Source organism: Enterobacter sp. UCD-UG_FMILLET (assembly GCF_000762975.1).
Classification (GTDB): Bacteria; Pseudomonadota; Gammaproteobacteria; order Enterobacterales; family Enterobacteriaceae; genus Enterobacter; species Enterobacter dykesii.
Genome location: NZ_JRJC01000042.1, coordinates 62,730 through 81,784, shown reverse-complemented (window position 1 = coordinate 81,784; position 19,055 = coordinate 62,730). Strand labels below are relative to the sequence as shown.

At 57.7% G+C, this 19,055-nt stretch carries 15 protein-coding genes and 3 pseudogenes; 10 read left to right on the top strand and 8 right to left on the bottom strand.

Annotated features, from left to right (window positions below):
* Positions 1-92 precede the first annotated feature (92 nt).
* Together LA04_RS20130 and greB are read right to left on the bottom strand one after the other, a co-directional pair.
* Positions 93-2,423, bottom strand: a complete 2,331-nt coding sequence (locus LA04_RS20130) for a Tex family protein (RefSeq protein ID WP_047652889.1) — start codon at positions 2,421-2,423, stop codon at positions 93-95.
* Between the two features lie 88 nt (positions 2,424-2,511).
* A complete protein-coding gene (gene greB, locus LA04_RS20125) occupies positions 2,512-2,985 on the bottom strand; it encodes a transcription elongation factor GreB (protein WP_014885539.1) in 474 nt (157 codons plus the stop codon).
* A 232-nt stretch (positions 2,986-3,217) separates the two neighbouring features.
* Between greB and ompR the strand changes: the two genes are divergently transcribed.
* From ompR to envZ (LA04_RS20115), 4 genes and pseudogenes are all read left to right on the top strand, one after another.
* The gene (gene ompR / locus LA04_RS20120; protein ID WP_001157751.1) at positions 3,218-3,937 is read left to right on the top strand and encodes an osmolarity response regulator transcription factor OmpR; all 720 of its coding nucleotides are present in this window, start codon (positions 3,218-3,220) and stop codon (positions 3,935-3,937) included.
* 159 nt (positions 3,938-4,096) lie between these two features.
* The gene (locus LA04_RS25355; protein ID WP_262197270.1) at positions 4,097-4,186 is read left to right on the top strand and encodes a hypothetical protein; all 90 of its coding nucleotides are present in this window, start codon (positions 4,097-4,099) and stop codon (positions 4,184-4,186) included.
* A pseudogene (gene envZ, locus LA04_RS25350) lies at positions 4,183-4,617 on the top strand (two-component system sensor histidine kinase EnvZ); the annotation flags it as partial. The gene LA04_RS25355 and the pseudogene envZ (LA04_RS25350), both read left to right, overlap by 4 nt.
* 3 nt (positions 4,618-4,620) lie before the next feature.
* Positions 4,621-5,778: pseudogene (gene envZ / locus LA04_RS20115) on the top strand (two-component system sensor histidine kinase EnvZ); the annotation flags it as partial.
* A gap of 90 nt (positions 5,779-5,868) precedes the next feature.
* Here envZ (LA04_RS20115) and pckA read toward each other — a convergent pair.
* From pckA to LA04_RS20090, 5 genes are all read right to left on the bottom strand, one after another.
* Positions 5,869-7,488 (bottom strand): phosphoenolpyruvate carboxykinase (ATP), encoded by a 1,620-nt coding sequence (gene pckA, locus LA04_RS20110; RefSeq protein WP_047652888.1) that lies wholly within the window; start codon positions 7,486-7,488, stop codon positions 5,869-5,871.
* Between the two features lie 356 nt (positions 7,489-7,844).
* Positions 7,845-8,729, bottom strand: coding sequence for an Hsp33 family molecular chaperone HslO (gene hslO, locus LA04_RS20105; protein WP_161495995.1), 885 nt, complete (start codon positions 8,727-8,729; stop codon positions 7,845-7,847).
* Between the two features lie 17 nt (positions 8,730-8,746).
* Positions 8,747-9,148: a ribosome-associated heat shock protein Hsp15 gene (gene hslR, locus LA04_RS20100; RefSeq protein WP_029740483.1), complete on the bottom strand. Its 402-nt coding sequence runs from the start codon at positions 9,146-9,148 to the stop codon at positions 8,747-8,749.
* Positions 9,145-9,828 (bottom strand): GMP/IMP nucleotidase, encoded by a 684-nt coding sequence (gene yrfG, locus LA04_RS20095; protein WP_047652887.1) that lies wholly within the window; start codon positions 9,826-9,828, stop codon positions 9,145-9,147. The genes hslR and yrfG overlap by 4 nt, the downstream gene beginning before the upstream one ends.
* 67 nt (positions 9,829-9,895) lie before the next feature.
* Positions 9,896-12,031: an intracellular growth attenuator family protein gene (locus LA04_RS20090; RefSeq protein WP_047652886.1), complete on the bottom strand. Its 2,136-nt coding sequence runs from the start codon at positions 12,029-12,031 to the stop codon at positions 9,896-9,898.
* A gap of 449 nt (positions 12,032-12,480) precedes the next feature.
* Between LA04_RS20090 and nudE the strand changes: the two genes are divergently transcribed.
* Complete coding sequence (gene nudE / locus LA04_RS20085; RefSeq protein ID WP_008503041.1) at positions 12,481-13,041, top strand: ADP compounds hydrolase NudE; 561 nt, start codon at positions 12,481-12,483, stop codon at positions 13,039-13,041.
* A gap of 89 nt (positions 13,042-13,130) precedes the next feature.
* Here the strand turns inward: nudE and mrcA are convergent, their stop codons facing one another.
* On the bottom strand, positions 13,131-15,683 hold the full coding sequence (mrcA, locus tag LA04_RS20080; RefSeq protein WP_047652885.1) for a peptidoglycan glycosyltransferase/peptidoglycan DD-transpeptidase MrcA: 2,553 nt from the start codon (positions 15,681-15,683) through the stop codon (positions 13,131-13,133).
* A gap of 120 nt (positions 15,684-15,803) precedes the next feature.
* Here mrcA and pilM point away from each other — a divergent pair, with 120 nt between their 5' ends.
* The 5 genes and pseudogenes from pilM to hofQ all read left to right on the top strand — a co-directional run.
* A complete protein-coding gene (gene pilM / locus LA04_RS20075; RefSeq protein ID WP_047652884.1) occupies positions 15,804-16,580 on the top strand; it encodes a pilus assembly protein PilM in 777 nt (258 codons plus the stop codon).
* Positions 16,577-17,071, top strand: coding sequence for a PilN domain-containing protein (locus LA04_RS20070; protein WP_047652883.1), 495 nt, complete (start codon positions 16,577-16,579; stop codon positions 17,069-17,071). The genes pilM and LA04_RS20070 overlap by 4 nt, the downstream gene beginning before the upstream one ends.
* A 3-nt stretch (positions 17,072-17,074) precedes the next feature.
* Positions 17,075-17,530: a HofO family protein gene (locus tag LA04_RS20065; protein ID WP_047652882.1), complete on the top strand. Its 456-nt coding sequence runs from the start codon at positions 17,075-17,077 to the stop codon at positions 17,528-17,530.
* A complete protein-coding gene (locus LA04_RS20060) occupies positions 17,520-17,924 on the top strand; it encodes a HofP DNA utilization family protein (RefSeq protein WP_047652880.1) in 405 nt (134 codons plus the stop codon). Before LA04_RS20065 ends, LA04_RS20060 begins: the two co-directional genes overlap by 11 nt.
* Positions 17,836-18,897: pseudogene (gene hofQ / locus LA04_RS20055) on the top strand (DNA uptake porin HofQ); the annotation flags it as partial. The gene LA04_RS20060 and the pseudogene hofQ, both read left to right, overlap by 89 nt.
* Positions 18,898-19,055 lie beyond the last annotated feature (158 nt).

The window sequence follows — 19,055 nt, the reverse complement described above, 5'->3', positions numbered from 1 at the left end:
TCGTGGTTTAAATATGGATGTGCAATCGGTTTCATATATTACGGCACGATATTATTCCCTCTCCCCTGTGGGGAGAGGGTTAGGGTGAGGGTTTAGCGTTTTTTACCCATCGCGGCCGCCAGCGCATCCATCATCGCGCTGTTGCCAGCAGGCTGAGCATCACGTCCGCGCGGCTTCGCGGCTTTCGCGGCCGGACGCTGCTGTTCGCGGCCTCCGCCATTGCCGCCACGGCGCGCGTTGGTGTCGCCCGGCTGCTCGTCCAGACGCATGGTCAGCGCGATACGCTTGCGCTGCAGATCCACTTCCAGCACTTTGACCTTCACGATGTCACCCGCTTTAACCACGGTGTGCGGGTCTTCAACGAACTTGTCGGCGAGGGATGAGATATGCACCAGACCGTCCTGATGCACGCCGATATCGACAAACGCACCGAAGTTGGTGACGTTGGTCACCGCGCCTTCCAGCACCATGCCGGGCAGCAGGTCGTTCATGGTTTCCACGCCGTCAGCAAAGGTCGCCGTTTTGAACTCAGGACGCGGATCGCGGCCCGGCTTTTCCAGCTCTTTGATAATGTCGGTGACGGTTGGCACACCAAATTTGTCGTCGGTGAAATCAACGGCTTTCAGGTTGCGCAGGGCGCTGCTGTCACCCATCAGGTCTTTCAGCGCCTGCTGGGTGGCAGCCAGAATACGCTCGACAACCGGGTACGCTTCCGGGTGAACGGTGGAGGCATCCAGCGGGTTATCGCCGTGGTTGATGCGCAGGAAGCCCGCACACTGCTCAAAGGCTTTTGGCCCCAGGCGGCTCACCTTCAGCAGCTGCTGACGGTTCTGGAACTGGCCGTTCTCATCACGCCAGGCGACGATGTTCTGCGCCATCATGCGGGTTAAGCCCGCCACGCGGGTCAGCAGGGGAACGGAGGCGGTGTTCAGGTCAACGCCGACGGCGTTTACGCAGTCTTCCACCACCGCATCCAGCTTGCGCGCCAGCTGCGTCTGACTCACGTCGTGCTGATACTGGCCCACGCCGATGGATTTCGGGTCGATCTTCACCAGCTCCGCCAGCGGATCCTGCAGGCGGCGCGCGATAGAGACCGCGCCGCGCAGGGAAACGTCCAGGTCCGGGAACTCCTGGGCCGCCAGCTCGGAAGCGGAATAGACGGATGCCCCCGCTTCGCTGACGATCACTTTCTGCGCCGTTACTTTCGGGAACTGCTTCTGCACGTCGAGATAGAAACGCTCGGTTTCACGGGACGCCGTACCGTTGCCGATGGCAACCAGCTCCACGTTGTATTTTTCGCACAGCGCCGCCACCACGATGGCCGCTTTCGCTGCCTGGCCGGTGTGCGGATAGATAGTGTCGGTGGCCACCAGCTTGCCGGTGCCGTCAACCACAGCGACCTTCACGCCGGTACGCAGACCCGGATCGAGACCCATAGTCGCGCGCAGGCCGGCAGGGGCGGCCATCAGCAGGTCGTGCAGGTTACGGGCGAAGACGTTAATCGCTTCATCTTCGGCGCGCTCGCGCACGGTGCCCATCAGCTCGGTTTCGAGGTGCATCAGCACCTTGATGCGCCAGGTCCAGCTCACCACGCCTTTGCGCCAGCTGTCCGCCGGGGCGTTGTTCAGGCGCAGGCCGAGATGGTCGATGATGATCTGCTCGCAGTGACTCTCTTTCGGCGGCTCGTCGAACTGCGGGTCGGCGTTCAGGGAGAGCTGGAGCACGCCTTCGTTGCGGCCGCGGAACATTGCCAGCGCGCGGTGAGACGGCGCGGTAGAGATCGGTTCGTGGTGATCGAAGTAGTCACGGAATTTCGCGCCTTCTTCCTCTTTACCCGCGACGACGGTAGAGACGATGTGGGCATTCTTCCACAGGTAATCGCGCACTTTAGCCAGCAGGGCGGCGTCTTCGGCGAAGCGCTCCATCAGAATGTAGCGTGCGCCGTCGAGGGCGGCCTTGGTGTCCGCCACGCCTTTGTCAGCGTCGATAAATTTCGCCGCTTCGGTTTCCGGATCGTGGGACGGTTCGTTCCACAGCAGGTCGGCAAGCGGCTCAAGACCCGCTTCAATCGCAATCTGCCCGCGCGTGCGGCGCTTCGGCTTGTACGGCAGATAGAGATCTTCGAGTTCGGTTTTGCTCAGGGTGCCGTTGATGGCGCTTTCAAGCTCGCTGGTCAGCTTGCCCTGTTCGCCGATGGATTTGAGGATCGCCTGACGACGTTCTTCCAGCTCGCGCAGATAGCCCAGACGGGTCTCCAGGTTACGCAGCTGCGTGTCATCCAGACCGCCGGTGACTTCCTTACGATAGCGTGCAATAAACGGCACGGTGTTCCCTTCATCAAGCAGGCGAACGGCAGCTTCTACCTGTTCGGCTCTGGCCTGAATATCACCCGCAATAATGCGGCAGAGCGAATCTTTCATCATGGCTTTATCATCTGTTGAGTCGAAAAAATCAGGGGATAGTTATACGGGCTGACACGGCAAAATGCCAGCCGGGGAGGGCGCTCTCGGACTATTTTACGTAGACGATCTCATTGACGTACCAGCTGGCTTCACCGGCTGGAGTCTGAACGACGGCCAGATCGCCCACTTCCTTTTTCAGCAGCGCGCGGGCCATCGGAGAGTCGATGGAGATGTAATCCTTACGACCAAAAATTTCATCGTAGCCGACAATGCGAAAGCGCAGGGTGTCGCCATCATCGTTTTCAATCTCCACCCACGCGCCGAAGAACACTTTGCCTTCCTGCTGCGGGGAGTAATCGACAATTTTGAGATTCTCAAGGCACTTCGTCAGATAGCGAACCCGGCGGTCAATTTCGCGCAGCCGCTTTTTGTTGTACTGGTAGTCAGCGTTTTCGCTGCGATCGCCCAGGCTTGCCGCCCAGGTTACCTTTTTGGTGACTTCAGGACGCTCTTCGCGCCAGAGGTAATCCATCTCTTTTTTGAGCTTTTCGTACCCTTCGCGGGTGATCAGGGGCGTTTTCATGGTAAAGCCTTTGCTGCCTGCCGGTTAACTGTCTTGCGCACAATACGTACTGCACAGTGTAACAGACAGGATTAATAATGATTTATGTGATGAAATGAGCAGATAAGCTGCTGTTAAATATGCTTTGTAACAATTTCGACTAGAATTTATACCAGAATTAACTGGTCGAATACGTGCACTTTTTTAGAATACGCTGTTACAAAGACTATCCGAACCTTTGGGAGTACACACAATGCAAGAGAACTACAAAATTCTGGTCGTGGATGACGACATGCGCCTGCGCGCGCTGCTGGAACGTTATCTGACCGAGCAGGGCTTCCAGGTTCGTAGCGTCGCGAACGCTGAGCAGATGGACCGTCTGCTGACCCGTGAATCTTTCCACCTTATGGTTCTCGACCTGATGCTGCCTGGCGAAGACGGGCTTTCTATTTGCCGCCGTCTGCGCAGCCAGAGCAACCCGATGCCGATCATCATGGTGACGGCGAAGGGTGAGGAAGTTGACCGTATCGTGGGTCTCGAAATCGGCGCGGACGACTACATTCCAAAACCGTTTAACCCGCGTGAACTGCTGGCGCGTATTCGCGCTGTGCTGCGCCGTCAGGCGAACGAACTGCCCGGCGCACCGTCTCAGGAAGAAGCGGTCATCGCCTTCGGCAAGTTCAAGCTGAACCTCGGCACGCGCGAGATGTTCCGTGAAGACGAGCCAATGCCGCTCACCAGCGGCGAGTTTGCGGTCCTGAAAGCGCTGGTCAGCCACCCGCGTGAACCGCTTTCCCGTGACAAGCTGATGAACCTGGCGCGCGGTCGCGAATACTCCGCAATGGAACGCTCTATTGACGTACAGATCTCCCGCCTGCGCCGCATGGTGGAAGAAGATCCTGCGCATCCTCGTTATATTCAGACCGTATGGGGTCTGGGCTACGTATTCGTCCCGGACGGCTCTAAAGCATGAGGCGAATGCGCTTCTCGCCGCGTAGCTCGTTTGCCCGCACCCTGTTACTGATCGTCACCCTGCTGTTCGTCAGCCTGGTGACGACCTATCTGGTGGTGCTGAACTTTGCGATCCTGCCGAGCCTCCAGCNTTGACGTACAGATCTCCCGCCTGCGCCGCATGGTGGAAGAAGATCCTGCGCATCCTCGTTATATTCAGACCGTATGGGGTCTGGGCTACGTATTCGTCCCGGACGGCTCTAAAGCATGAGGCGAATGCGCTTCTCGCCGCGTAGCTCGTTTGCCCGCACCCTGTTACTGATCGTCACCCTGCTGTTCGTCAGCCTGGTGACGACCTATCTGGTGGTGCTGAACTTTGCGATCCTGCCGAGCCTCCAGCAGTTTAATAAGGTCCTGGCCTACGAAGTCCGTATGCTGATGACCGATAAACTGCAGCTGGAGGACGGCACGCAGCTCGTCGTTCCCCCGGCATTTCGCCGTGAAATCTACCGTGAACTGGGCATTTCGCTCTACTCCAACGAGGCGGCGGAAGACGCTGGCCTGCGCTGGGCGCAGCACTACGAATTCCTCAGCCAGCAGATGGCGCAGCAGCTGGGCGGCCCAACGGAAGTGCGCGTTGAGGTCAACAAAAGCTCGCCCGTCGTCTGGCTGAAAACCTGGCTTTCACCCAACATCTGGGTGCNGCTGGAGGACGGCACGCAGCTCGTCGTTCCCCCGGCATTTCGCCGTGAAATCTACCGTGAACTGGGCATTTCGCTCTACTCCAACGAGGCGGCGGAAGACGCTGGCCTGCGCTGGGCGCAGCACTACGAATTCCTCAGCCAGCAGATGGCGCAGCAGCTGGGCGGCCCAACGGAAGTGCGCGTTGAGGTCAACAAAAGCTCGCCCGTCGTCTGGCTGAAAACCTGGCTTTCACCCAACATCTGGGTGCGCGTTCCGCTGACCGAAATCCATCAGGGCGACTTCTCGCCGCTGTTCCGCTACACCCTGGCGATTATGCTGCTGGCGATAGGTGGCGCGTGGCTGTTTATCCGTATACAGAACCGACCGCTGGTCGACCTGGAGCACGCTGCGCTGCAGGTCGGTAAAGGGATTATTCCTCCTCCGCTACGTGAGTATGGCGCCTCGGAAGTCCGTTCGGTGACGCGCGCGTTTAACCATATGGCGGCTGGCGTGAAGCAGCTGGCGGATGACCGTACGCTGCTGATGGCGGGCGTCAGCCATGACCTGCGCACGCCGCTAACGCGTATTCGCCTGGCGACGGAGATGATGGGGGAAGAGGACGGTTACCTTGCCGAGTCCATCAATAAGGACATCGAAGAGTGTAACGCCATCATCGAGCAGTTTATTGACTACCTGCGCACCGGGCAGGAAATGCCAATGGAGATGGCGGATCTGAACGCGGTCCTGGGCGAGGTGGTGGCGGCGGAAAGCGGCTACGAGCGTGAAATTGATACCGACCTTCAGGCCGGTGAAATTCAGGTTCGTATGCACCCGCTCTCCATCAAACGTGCAGTGGCGAACATGGTGGTCAACGCGGCGCGTTACGGAAACGGCTGGATTAAAGTCAGCAGCGGGTCTGAACTCAACCGCGCCTGGTTCCAGGTGGAAGACGACGGTCCGGGCATCAAGCCCGAGCAGCGTAAGCATCTGTTCCAGCCGTTTGTGCGCGGCGACAGCGCGCGCAGCACCAGCGGCACAGGCTTAGGCCTGGCGATTGTTCAGCGTATTATCGATAACCACAACGGACTGCTGGAGATTGGCACCAGCGAGCGGGGTGGGCTGAGCATTCGCGCCTGGCTGCCGGTACCGGTGACGCGAGGGCAGGTGAAAGAGGGATAGTGCGGTCTGATGCCCTCACCCCGACCCTCTCCCACGGGGAGAGGGAGAAAACATTAAAAAAGGCAACTTTCGTTGCCTTTTTGTTTTTACCTACAGCTTCGGTCCCGCGCTCACCAGCGCAGCACCCGCCGGGGTATCGGTATACTTCTCGAAGTTCTCAATAAACAGCTTCGCCAGCGATTCCGCCTTCTCGCGCCACTGCTCCGGAGAACCGTACGTGTTGCGCGGGTCGAGGATATGCGTATCCACACCCGGCAGCGACGTTGGGATCGCCAGGTCAAACATCGGCAGCGTGAAGGTTTCGGCGTCGTCCAGAGAACCATCCAGAATGGCGTCGATAATGGCACGGGTATCTTTGATGGAGATACGTTTGCCGGTACCGTTCCAGCCGGTGTTCACCAGGTAGGCCTGCGCGCCGGATGCCTGCATGCGTTTCACCAGCACTTCAGCGTACTGCGTCGGGTGCAGCGACAGGAAAGCCGCGCCGAAGCAGGCGGAGAAGGTTGGGGTTGGCTCCGTCACGCCGCGCTCGGTACCCGCCAGCTTGGCGGTGAAGCCGGAGAGGAAGTGGTACTGCGTCTGGCTGGCCGTCAGGCGAGACACCGGAGGCAGCACGCCGAACGCATCCGCCGTCAGGAAAATGACCTTCGTGGCATGACCCGCTTTTGACACCGGCTTCACGATATTGTCGATGTGGTAGATCGGGTAAGAGACGCGGGTGTTTTCCGTTTTCGACGCATCGTCGAAGTCGATGGAGCCGTCGGCACGCACGGTGACGTTTTCCAGCAGCGCATCGCGACGGATCGCGTGGAAGATATCCGGCTCGGCCTCTTCAGACAGGCGAATGGTCTTCGCGTAGCAGCCGCCTTCAAAGTTGAATACGCCGTCGTCATCCCAGCCGTGTTCGTCATCACCAATCAGGCGACGTTTTGGATCGGTGGACAGGGTGGTTTTCCCGGTGCCGGACAGGCCGAAGAATACCGCCACGTCGCCTTTTTCACCGACGTTAGCCGAGCAGTGCATGGAGGCGATGCCCCGCAGCGGCAGCAGGTAGTTCATGACCGAGAACATCCCTTTCTTCATTTCGCCGCCGTACCAGGTACCGCCGATCAGCTGGATACGCTCGGTCAGGTTGAAGGCCACAAAGTTTTCGGAGTTCAGACCCTGCTCTTTCCACTGTGGGTTGGTGCATTTCGCACCGTTCATCACGATGAAATCAGGGGTGAAGTCCTGCAGCTCTTCGTCGGTTGGACGAATAAACATGTTTTTCACGAAGTGCGCCTGCCAGGCCACTTCTGTGATAAAACGTACGGAGAGACGGGTGTCGGCGTTTGCGCCGCAGAAAGCGTCGACAATGAACAGACGCTTGCCGGAAAGTTGTTGGGTGACGAGCCCTTTCAGGTGCTGCCAGGTTTCCGGAGAGAGCGGTTTGTTGTCGTTCTTCCCTTTGCCCTTGTCAGCCCACCACAGCGTATCGCGGGTGGTTTCGTCTCGGACGATATACTTATCTTTCGGCGAACGACCGGTAAAGATACCGGTATCGACGGCGATAGCACCAAGATTCGTCAACACACCACGCTCGTATCCTTCCAGTGCTGGATTGAGCTCTTCCTGATACAGCGTATCGTAGTCGGGGTTGTAGACGATTTCCTGGACGTCGTGAATACCATAAGCCTTGAGATCTTGCGGGGTTAAACCAGTAACACGCATATCACTGCTCCTTAGCCAATATGTACTGCCTGAAATTGTAGGGTTTTTCTGAGGTTGTTAACCGCGACGGGGCTCATAGATTTACGCATCTGGACAAAACCCTTACTAACGGAAAACGCTGCGACTCCAGTCACAGCGCAGGCGGATTATCGCAGGAATCGCTTTTTGGTTGGGGAAAATGTTCCGAAAAGGTTAAGGGCTGGTGATTTTATCGGAAAGAATGTGAATGTAATCGCATACACGTAAGAAAATTACGTAAGAGTTACATTGGGAAAACGATTCAGCTTAAGCGGGGTTTTTTGTTCCTCACCCCAGCCTCTCCCAAAGGGGAGAGGGTTAGGGTGAGGGAAAGAAGTTTAGTGAACCTGCGGATCCGCCGGGGAGGCGTTGTTGCGGATCTCAGCGATATCCATCGAATTGAACACGTAGTGCGTACCGCAGTAGTCACAGTGCATATCAATTTCGCCGTCTTCCGCCATGATGCTGTCGATCTCTTCGTCCGGCAGGGTTTTCAGCGCGCCAGCACAGCGCTCGCGTGAGCAGGTGCACTTAAATTCCACGGACTGCGGGTCGTAAACCGTCACTTCTTCTTCGTGGTACAGACGCCACAGCACGTCGGTCGCCGACAGGTTGAACAGCTCTTCCGCTTTAATGGTTTCGGTCAGCGTCGCCAGGTGCTCAAAGTCATTGGTCTGTGCGTCCTGCGCAGGCAGAACCTGCAGCAGCATACCGCCCGCAGCAGGCTGACCGTCCACTTCACCAGTGCGGATGAAAAGGCGCGTCGGCAGCTGTTCAGAACGCATGAAGTAATCTTCCAGGCAGGCTGCAAGGGTATCGCCTTCCAGACCCACCACGCCCTGATAGCGCTCACCTTCCTCAGGGGAGATGGTGATCACCAGGTAGCCATTACCCACCAGCGTTTTGAGGTCCGCATTTTCAGGCACGTCGCCCTGAACGCGCGCCACGCCGCGCATCTGCTGCTGGTTATTGCCGTTGATCACCGCCAGCGTCATCGGGCCGTCACCCTGCAGCTGCACGGTGATATCACCGGCAAACTTCAGCGTCGCCGTCAGCAGGCTGGTGGCAACCAGCAGTTCGCCCAACAGGGTCTTCACCGGCAGCGGGTAATTGTGGTTTTCCAGAATCTGTTTCCAGGTTTCGGATACGGTGACCAGCTCGCCGCGCACGGCGAATTGTTCAAACAGATAGCGGTGTAATTGGTCGTGTTGGGCCATTTTCATCTCTCGTGCGGGTGAGGTTAATCAGTCTCACCGTGTTTAAATTTCATCAGATCGCGGCGCTCTTTTTTATCCGGTCGCCGGTCCGGGTGGGGCATCGTCAGCGCGTTCATTTTGCGCGCCAGCGCGGTCTTCTCGCGCTTTTCAATGCTCTCCGCTGTCTCTTCATAAAGCAGTACGGCTTCCGCTGCGGGTCGACGCTGTTCGGTAATGGCTTTGATCACTACCGTACGTTCATCGTTGCCCTGACGCAGCGTTAAGGTGGCATTAAGCTCAACCAGCTTGCTCGGTTTGCTGCGCTGGCCGTTGTAATGCACTTTTCCGCCGTCAACCATCTCGCGGGCAAGGGCACGTGTTTTATAAAAACGCGCTGCCCACAGCCATTTATCCAGTCTTACCCCGTCAGAGGGTTTTTCTTTCATGGCGTCTCCTTCACGGTCAGTGAGGGGATCATCTGGCGGTAGTCGTTCAGTCCCGGGTGGCGCGGATAGCTTTTTTCAGCCAGACCAGAGTCAGGGTTGGTCACCCCCAGACAGTAGCGAATGCCAAACCTTGCGGCAGAATCCAGAATGGGCTCGCTGTCATCTATGAACAGCGTACGTTCTGGCTGTAAACCCGTCTCTTTCTTCACCGCATGCCACAACCGCTGATCCTCTTTCGGATAACCAAATGTGTGGGTGGAAAGTAATAAATCAAGGTGCGACGCCAGACCGGTATGCTCCAGCTTCACCGCCAGATTATGTGGATGCGCGTTGGTCAGCAAAATACGGCGCTTGCCGCTGGCTTTCAGCGCATCCAGAAAGGGCACGGTATCCTCGCGCAGAACGGCGCGCGGGCCCTGGGCGGTGGTCATGGCACAAATATCCAAACCGAGGCGCTCGCTCCAGTAGTCAAGACAGTACCAGTTTAGCGTATGTTGCACCGCGCTATATTGCGAACGAATGAATGCCTGCGCTTCTGCCGGGGAGATCCCCTGCTGCTCGCCATAGGTTTCAGGAACCAGCGTTTGCCAGAAATAGTTATCAAAGGCGAGATCGAGCAGCGTGCCGTCCATATCCAGCAGAACGGTATCTACCTCCTGCCAGGCGATATCAAGATGCATAAGGGGGAACTCCAGCCAGAAGAAACGTGCGCGACAGGGTAGCACATCTTGCCGCGCAACGACGTTATCAGATCAGGCTCTCAGACGAGGGGATCAGCTTTGGATTAAGGCAGTTTTCATAATACTGCTGAATGTCGGCAAGCCGGGTGCGCGAGCGCTGGTAGCGGCGCAGGGCCATAAAGCCGTTCCAGAAAATGGCGGCAAGCATCGCGGTCATCAGCAGAGAGGTGCCAATGTAACGCCACAAGCCTGCGCTATCCGGCATCCGGTGCAGGCCGATATGTCGAGTGCCGTTGGCGTCGGTATAAATACTCGTGACAATCCCTTCGGCGCTGAACGGCGTTTGCATCAGCATCTGTGCCAGGCGCTGGAACTGGCTCCACTGTTCCTGCGCCGGGTAATCATAAAGCGCGACCTGCGGGTAGGGCTGATCGACCAGGTCGCTGCCTTCATCGCTTGCTATCACAAAGCCGCCCGGAGCCGGGCTGTTCAGCGCCTGAGCCGCACGGGTAGTCTCGCGCATCATGAACGGCGACGTCGAGGTGGCGACCAGGTTATCCAGAGATTCAGCGCTCACCGGACGCAGCAGCACGTTAACGCCGTCCAGTCGTCCCGCTTCGGCGCGTTTCACCAGCGAGTCCCAGTCTTTACTGTTCCCCAGGTTTACCAGGGCGTTTTTAAGGCGTATGCACTCATCCTGAGAGGAGCATAAATCCTGCGTTTTCAGGACGATGTCACCAAAATCATCCAGCAGAACCATGCCTGATTTCTGAATGGCCGAGCGCAGCGCGGGGCTGACGCGCGAATCATCATCCGGTTTCGGGTGCAGCTGGCGGTTAACCGTCTGGGTGAGAGCTGTGGCTTTGTTCACCACTTCGGATTCCGGCAGCGGCAGCGGCGGCGCGTCGTTCCAGATAATTTGCGAACAATCGAACGGCATGAACGGCGAGCTCTGACGCGTGTTCCACGCCCCCGCGGTGTGAATATTACACATACCGGTCCCCTTCAGGCGCAGCGTGTCCCCCACGCGTACACCGGCTTCATCCAGTTTGTTGACGCTGGTCGCTTCAATGGTTTGCGCCCCTTTGATCCACGACAGGGTGAATTTAATGGGCATATCCAGCGGCACGAAAAGCAGCAGCATGACTAAGACCAGCGCGGCGCCGCCGGCAATGACCGTACTGCGCAGCCAGTGCTGAAGCGGAAAATTTTTCACTTCATCATGCAGAGACAGGAAGCGTCCCTGACGCACAACGTGGCGGTCAAGGTAGATATCAATGTCGGTTTTCTGCCCTAGGTCCTGTGCGATCCACGGCTGCCAGTGGCGCGGGTAGATCAGGTCGATAATACCGAGCGAAATATTGTTGAGATGTTCCTGATCGTTTTCACCGAACAGACCCCAGCGCTTTGGCGTCCCGCGCAGGCAGTGGATCTCGCGTAACGAGGTTTTAGCCGGTGGAGCAAAGAGACCCCAAAGCCCACCGGCCAGCAGCAGCACCGCGCCGCCAGCCAGCCAGGGGACAAACACATCCGGCGTGAGCAGGCAGATAAAAAAGAGCAGGAAGGCAGCAACGATCAGAATGGCTTCACGAATGCCGTCCGGGCGGCTCAGGGCATACTCTTCATGCGTTTCCTGGCGAATGTTCAGCAGTTCGATCTGCTCTGTCTCTTCGCCACGAATGGACGCCTGCGTTGAACTTGCGCGTTCCAGCGCAAAACGCGGGGCTTCCTGAAGGTATTCATTTAGCGTATGGCCGTTAAGCGAGATAACCAGGGGCAACGAATCGGTGTGAATCAGCTCAACGCTGTTTTCGTCATTAATATATTGCTCCCAGGACGGGGGCAGATGCACTTCGACGGAATCAAGGTAATAGCGCCATTTGTTGGGGTCATCAGTCGTGATGCCGTAGCGCGTGATGGAGCGCGTCACGCAGAGCACGGTATCACTTTGCGCATTAAGCTTGAGCGCGACGGGCGCAGCGGTGGCTCCCGTTGGCCCAGGCGTTAACTGAGTACGGTTCAGGATTTCGAGATAGTTTTCAACCGCATCGCGCTCGTCCTGCGTGAGTTTACGCGTGCTCGCACCCGCAAATGCATTTAAAAAAGGCAGACGATAACGGCGCTGTACGCGGCGCCTGTACAACCACCCTGCAACAAACGCGCCGGCCAGCATAGCAGCGAGAACAATCAAAATGGTGCTCATGCTTTCCCCATCTTACTTATCTTCTTACAGGTGTATACCCGTCATACTTCGAGTTGTCTGTGCGTTGGCTTTCCTCGCTCACCTCAGTCACGTACTAATGTACGCTCCTGAGGATTCGCTGCGTCGCCGCCTTCATACAACTCGATTTATTTAGGGTAAAGTCAGTAGCACCTTTACATTGAATGAGAGTCTGTGGCTGGCTATCGGCAAGTATGGAGTCGAACTTGAGCATTCTGAAGCGCATCCCAGTGACCGGTGATGATAGCAAAGCCTGTTATGGCGCGATATCAGCAAATTCCTGGAAACATTTCAACCTCTTGACATTTGTTTTGAATTGAGGATTGATCCCAAATACGTTGCATAAATGTAAATAAAGAACAATTGACATTGCCGAAACCGTGCAGCGTATCGCACAATAACGCCAGTTCTCACTGCTAAGACCCATCAAGATGAGCAAACCACTACAAAAACCCACTATTCTGAATGTTGAAACTGTCGCCAAATCGCGCCTGTTTAATGTCGAAAGTGTGGACCTGGAGTTCAGCAACGGTGTGCGTCGCGTTTATGAACGTATGCGCCCCTCTTCGCGCGAAGCGGTGATGATTGTTCCCATTGTCGACGATCATCTGATTTTGATCCGCGAATACGCTGTGGGAACGGAATCTTACGAGCTTGGGTTCTCGAAAGGACTTATCGATCCGGGTGAAACCGTCTTTGAAGCGGCAAACCGCGAGCTAAAAGAAGAGGTGGGCTTTGGTGCGAATGAGCTTTCATTCCTGAAAAAGCTGAGCATGGCGCCGTCCTATTTTTCCAGCAAAATGAATATCGTGGTGGCTGAAGACCTCTATCCTGAATCGCTGGAAGGGGATGAGCCGGAGCCGTTGCCGCAGGTTCGCTGGCCGCTAGCGCACCTGATGGATCTGCTGGAAGACCCTGACTTTAATGAGGCCCGCAACGTGAGCGCGCTGTTCCTGGTACGGGAATGGCTGAAGGGGCAGGGGCGGCTGTAGTGGCCTGATGCCCTCACCCCAACCCTCTCCCACGGGAAGAGGGAGCAAACACAAAAACGGCAACCAGAGGTTGCCGTTTTGCTTTGTTGTCAGAACAGCTCGTGCGTCTCGCCGTTATCAATAATCTCTGTCCCCACCTCGTGCACCGCCTGCGTGGTTGGCTGCGTGCCCTCGATGAAATACTCTTCGCGGCTATTACCGCCGTTGGCGAGCTGACCGGTGCTGCGGTCGATATTAACCGTCACCACGCCCGGCGGTGGCGTTAACGGCTGCTCCGGCACGCCTTCAAGAACGGACTTCATGTAGGCGTCCCAGGCCGGCTGCGCGCTCTTCGCACCGCCTTCGTAGCCGGAAATCTGATCCTTAATCGCGCCGGAGGCCGTTGTACGACCTAAGTCACGGCGGTGATCGTCGAAACCGATCCAGACCGACGTTACCACGCCAGGACCGTAGCCGGAGAACCACGCATCTTTCGAGCTGTTGGTTGTCCCCGTTTTACCGCCGATATCATGGCGCTGCAAATCACGCCCTGCGCGCCAGCCTGTGCCCTGCCAGCCCGGTTCACCGAAGATATTGGTGTTCAGCGCGCTTTTGATCAGGAACGACAGCGGCGTGTTGATCACGTGCGGGGCATACTCCGGTGCACCGGTCTGTGCCACCAGCGACTGGTTAGCCTGCTCAAGCTGCGGCTGCGGCACGACGCCGTTCTGCTGCTCCTGAGACACGGCAGGGTCTTCCATGTCCTTATTCTCAAGCACCTCGGATTTTGGCGTATTGCCATAAATGACCGGAATATCGCAGTCAGGACAGGCAATCTTCGGCTTCGCTTCGAACAGCACGCCGCCCTGATCGTTTTCAATCTTGCTGATGAAGTACGGGTCAATCAGGAAGCCGCCGTTGGCCATCACCGAGTACCCGCGTGCGACCTGAAGCGGCGTAAACGAGGCGGAGCCTAACGCCAGCGACTCGGTGCGAACGATGTTCTGCGCCGGGAAACCGAAGCGCTGCAGATACTCTGCGGCATAGTCGACGCCCATCGCGCGCATGGCGCGCACCATTACCACGTTTTTCGACTGTCCCAGACCCTGACGGAGACGAATAGGGCCGGCATACTCCGCAGGGGAGTTCTTCGGCTGCCAGTCGGAACCGGCACCGGCATCCCAGCGGGAGATTGGCACGTCGTTAAGGATGCTGGCGAGGGTCAAGCCTTTATCCATCGCTGCGGTGTAGAGGAACGGTTTGATATTGGAACCGACCTGACGCAGCGCCTGGGTGGCGCGGTTAAATTTGCTCTGGTTGAAATCAAACCCGCCGACCAGGGCCAGGATGGCACCGTTCTGTGGGTTAATAGAGACCAGGGCCGAGTTGACGTCTGGCACCTGTGCCAGCCACCAGGCTTCGCCTACCTTGCGCACCCAAATTTGCTGCCCGGTCTGGACGGCATCGGTCACTTTACGCGGCGTTGCGCCCTGCAGCGTATCCGAGCGGTAAGGACGCGCCCAGCGGATACCGTCCATACGCAGCGAGACGGAAGTACCGTCCGCGAGTGTCGCAACGGCTTCCTGAGGATCGGCCTGCGTGACCACGGCAGGAAGGAGCGGACCATAGGTTGGCAGCGCCTTCAGCGTACTGGTGATTTTTTTGCTGTCCCACGCGCTTTCGCCCACTTTCCAGAGCACGTTTGACGGGCCGCGATAGCCGTGACGCATATCGTAGTCCATCACGTTGTTCCGCACCGCTTCCTGAGCCGCCTGCTGGACTTTACGGGTGACGGTGGTGTACACGCGGTAGCCATCTTCATAGGCCTTGTCACCATAGCGATTCACCATCTCCTGACGAACCATTTCGGTCAGGTAAGGGGACGCGAAGGCGATTTCAGGGGCGTGGTAGTTAGCGTCAATAACATCGTTACGCGCCTGGTCGTACTCGCTCTGGCTGATGTAGCCTTCGCTCAGCATACGTGACAGGACGACGTTACGGCGCGCGGTGGCGCGATCAAGCGAGTAGAGCGGGTTAAACGTGGACGGCGCTTTCGGCAGACCGGCGATGGTTGCCATTTCGCTTAAGGTGAGCTGCTCAACAGGCTTACCGAAATACACCTGTGCGGCAGCCCCCACGCCATAGGCGCGGTAGCCCAGGTAAATTTTGTTGAGGTACAGCTCAAGGATCTCGTCTTTGCTCAGCAGCTGCTCAATACGGATCGCAAGGAATACCTCTTTGATCTTACGCGTCAGCGTCTTTTCAGGGCTGAGGAAGAAGTTACGCGCCAGCTGCTGCGTAATGGTACTCGCCCCCTGAGAGGCGTGACCAGAGAACAACGCAATGCTCGCGGCACGGAAAATCCCCACCGGATCGACACCGTGGTGCTCGTAAAAACGGCTGTCCTCCGTGGCGATAAAGGCTTTCACCATCACGGGGGGGATTTGGTTTAAGGTCAGCGGAATACGACGCTTCTCGCCATACTGCGCCATCAGCTCGCCATCGGCGCTATAAACTTGCATCGGGATCTGGAGGCGCACATCGCGAAGCGTGGCGACATCAGGTAGCTGTGGCTCAATATATTTGTATAAACCGTAAATCGAGCCTGCTCCCAGCAGAATGCAACAGACTGCAAGGATGAATAAATACTTTACGAACTTCACCGGAGATTTCCCATTTGGTTTCACTTGGGCAGTTTCTAAACAATCGCGCGGTAGTATAAAGGCAAGCCTGATTCATTGATATAGCCGTCAAGGCGACGGGCGATAAGGAGATCGTGAAGCATGGCTTTCAAAAGATGGCAAACGGGCGTTCATATTCAACAGGATAGGGTGCTGATCGTCGCCCTGGCCCGGGGGAAGTCGGGCTGGTGCTTGCGCCGCTGGTGGGCGATTCCTCTGGACGAGGGCATCATTCGTGACGGCAAAATTTGTCAGCCAGAACAGCTGGTTGATGCGTTACGCGACTGGCGCAAAACGCTGCCGCACTACCATCGGGTGTTCCTCTCTTTCCCGGCAGCACGCACTCTGCAACGGTCGCTCCCCCGTCCGACCGTTGCGCTGCGCGACAGCGAGCAGCTCTCATGGCTTGGCGCGGCGCTCGCGCGCGAACTGGAGATGTCTGCCGATACGCTCTGTTTCGATTACGCGCAGGATACCTTCAGCAATACCTTGCAGGTGACCGCCGCGCAAAACAACGAGGTTGATACCCTACTGGCGCTGGCGAAAACGCTGCGTTTGCGGCTGGTGGCCATTACGCCGGATGCCAGCGCGCTGGCGAATCTTCTTCCCGCGGTGGCGCCAGCGACGTGCGTCGCCTGGCGCGACGATCGGCAGTGGCTGTGGGCGATGCGTCACCAGTGGGGACGCCGCTTTACCACAGAAGCCGAAAGCGTGGCCGAGCTGGCGGCGCTGCTGGCGCTTGGTCCGGATGACATCGCGCTGTTTGATAGCCGACGTGACCCGTGGGAAATCCTGGAACGCTGCCATGCCCCGTTACCGGACTGCGGCGCTGATTATACCGTTGCGCTGGCGTTGGCCATGAGCGAGGTGCCCGGATGAGCATCATGAACTTTCTGCCCTGGCGACAGCAGCGGCGCGCGCGATGCCTGCGCTTCTGGGGCGCAATGTGTGTCGGCACCGTGCTGTTGATGTTCGCGGTCATTTTCTGCCTGCGGATAAACCCTGTTATGAGGCTGCACGCGCTGCAAACGGAGCTGACGGGAATGCAGACCGTGCAGCACGCGCTTGCCTCCCGGCAGACGCTCACCTCACAAGCGCAGAGGCCAGCGCAGACACGTCAACGACGCGCATGGCAACCGGTGCTGGAATCCCTTTCCCGCGCCACACCTTCACAGGTCTGGCTGACAGAGCTTCGCTATCAGCCTCCTGCTCTGATGTTGACCGGGTATGCCCTAACCCTGCCGGCCCTGTCTGCTCTGCGCGATGCGCTGGGCCAAATAGCGGGTTTTACGCCCGGAACGGCGGGTGAGCTTCGCCAGGATAGCCAGGGGCGCTGGATGTTCACCCTCCATCTTAAAAGCGAGGGGTAACGCATGGATACCCTGTTAGAACGCTGGTGCGAGAGCCGTCCCTGGTATCGGGTGCTTTTCTGGTGTCTGGGGAGTCTGCTGGCAGGACTGGCCGCGTGGGGCACCTTGCTCAGACCGCTGGACAGGCAGTGTGCTGAACGACAGCGCCAGCTGATTCAGGACGCGAGGACGAACGCGGCGTTATGGCCTGCCGTCAGAAAGGTGCCGTTTCTTACGGAAACAGCGGAAGCACGGGCGCTGACGCCGTTTTCCCCGCTCGATTTTCAGGGCGATAACGCGACGCTGGTTCACTGGAAGCCGCTGCAGAACGGAGGGGAACTGATGCTGGAGGTGGAGTGGCAGGCGCTTCCGGCGCTTTTTTCCCGGCTGGCGCAGCGGGATGTGCAGATCGCCGCTTTCGCGATTGCACCACAGGGTACAGCGTTGCGCCTGCGGCTGGAGCTGGAACATGCGAAATAGCGCGCGATATTTGCTGGTTTGCTCAGCGCTGCTATTGACCGGCATGCGCGATCCGTTTCGCCCGTCGGTCGATCCCTGCGCCATTGGCGAGCTGGCGCAGTGGCGCTATCGCGGCATGGTGGGAGGACAGCAGGCTATCGGCATTTTACAGGATGGGCAAAAGCGCTGGTACCGGCTGAAAACGCATGAGCGCTTCCCGGCAGGCTGGACGGTAACAGCCATCAATGAAACGGAACTGGTTGTTGATGTGGGTGACACATGTGAACCAAGAACATGGACGTGGCAACGAGAAGGAACGAATAAGAATGAATTTACGGATAATGCTGTGGCTGCTGGCGTTCAGCCATCCGCTGTGGGCCGCCGCGCCAAAACCGGTCACGCTGGTGGTGGATGACGTGCCTGTAGTCCAGGTGCTGCAGAGCCTGGCCGCACAGGAGAATCGTAATCTGGTGATATCGCCTGATGTCGGCGGCTCGCTTTCGCTCAACCTGACGCGCGTCCCCTGGCGGCAGGCGCTACAGACGGTTGTCACCAGTGCTGGCCTCGTTTTGCGAGAGGAGGGCGGCATTTTTTATGTGCACACCGCGGCCTGGCAGCGTGAACAGCAGGAGCGCTCAGAACAGGAGCGGACGCGCCGACAGCTTGATGCGCCGCTGGTGTCTCACAGCATCGCTTTTTCCTATGCCGATGCCGGTGAGCTGCTAAAAGACGCGGAAAAGCTCCTGAGCCCCAAGGGAAGTTTGTCTCTCGACAAACGCACCAACCGGCTGCTGATTCGGGATAACCAGACGGTGGTGGAGACGCTGCAGCGCTGGGCCGCTCAGATGGATATTCCCGTCGAACAGGTCGAGCTGGCGGCACATATTGTGACCATTAATGAAAAAAGCCTGCGTGAGCTGGGGGTGAAGTGGAGTCTCGCCGACGCCGCCGACCCGGGAAAGGTTGGCCAGCTCACCACGCTGGGCAGCGATCTTTCCGTCGCCAGCGCCACCAGCCACGTGGGTTTTAACATCGGACGGATCGATGGTCGGCTGCTGGATCTGGAACTTTCTGCGCTGGAGCAAAAACAGCAGGTCGATATCATCGCCAGCCCGCGGCTGCTGGCCTCGCATATGCAACCGGCCAGCATCAAGCAGGGGAGTGAAATACCGTATCAGGTCTCAAGCGGTGAAAGCGGCGCAACCTCCGTTGAGTTTAAGGAGGCGGTATTAGGAATGGAGGTCACGCCGGTGGTCTTACCGGGAGGGCGCGTGCGCCTGAAATTGCACATCAGCGAAAATATGCCGGGACAGGTTCTGCAGCAGGCTGACGGCGAAACGCTGGCGATCGACAAACAGGAGATAGAAACCCAGGTGGAGGTAAAAAGTGAAGGAGTACCGATTTGAGTTGGACTTACGTCTTATTACCTTATGCGCCCGACGCGGTGATTTAATCAGTTGCCAAACAAGCCGGAGTATTGAGATAATTTTTAGTCTGACTCTCGCTCTATTGCATATGAGGTTTCAGTTCATGTCCTGCTACGCCG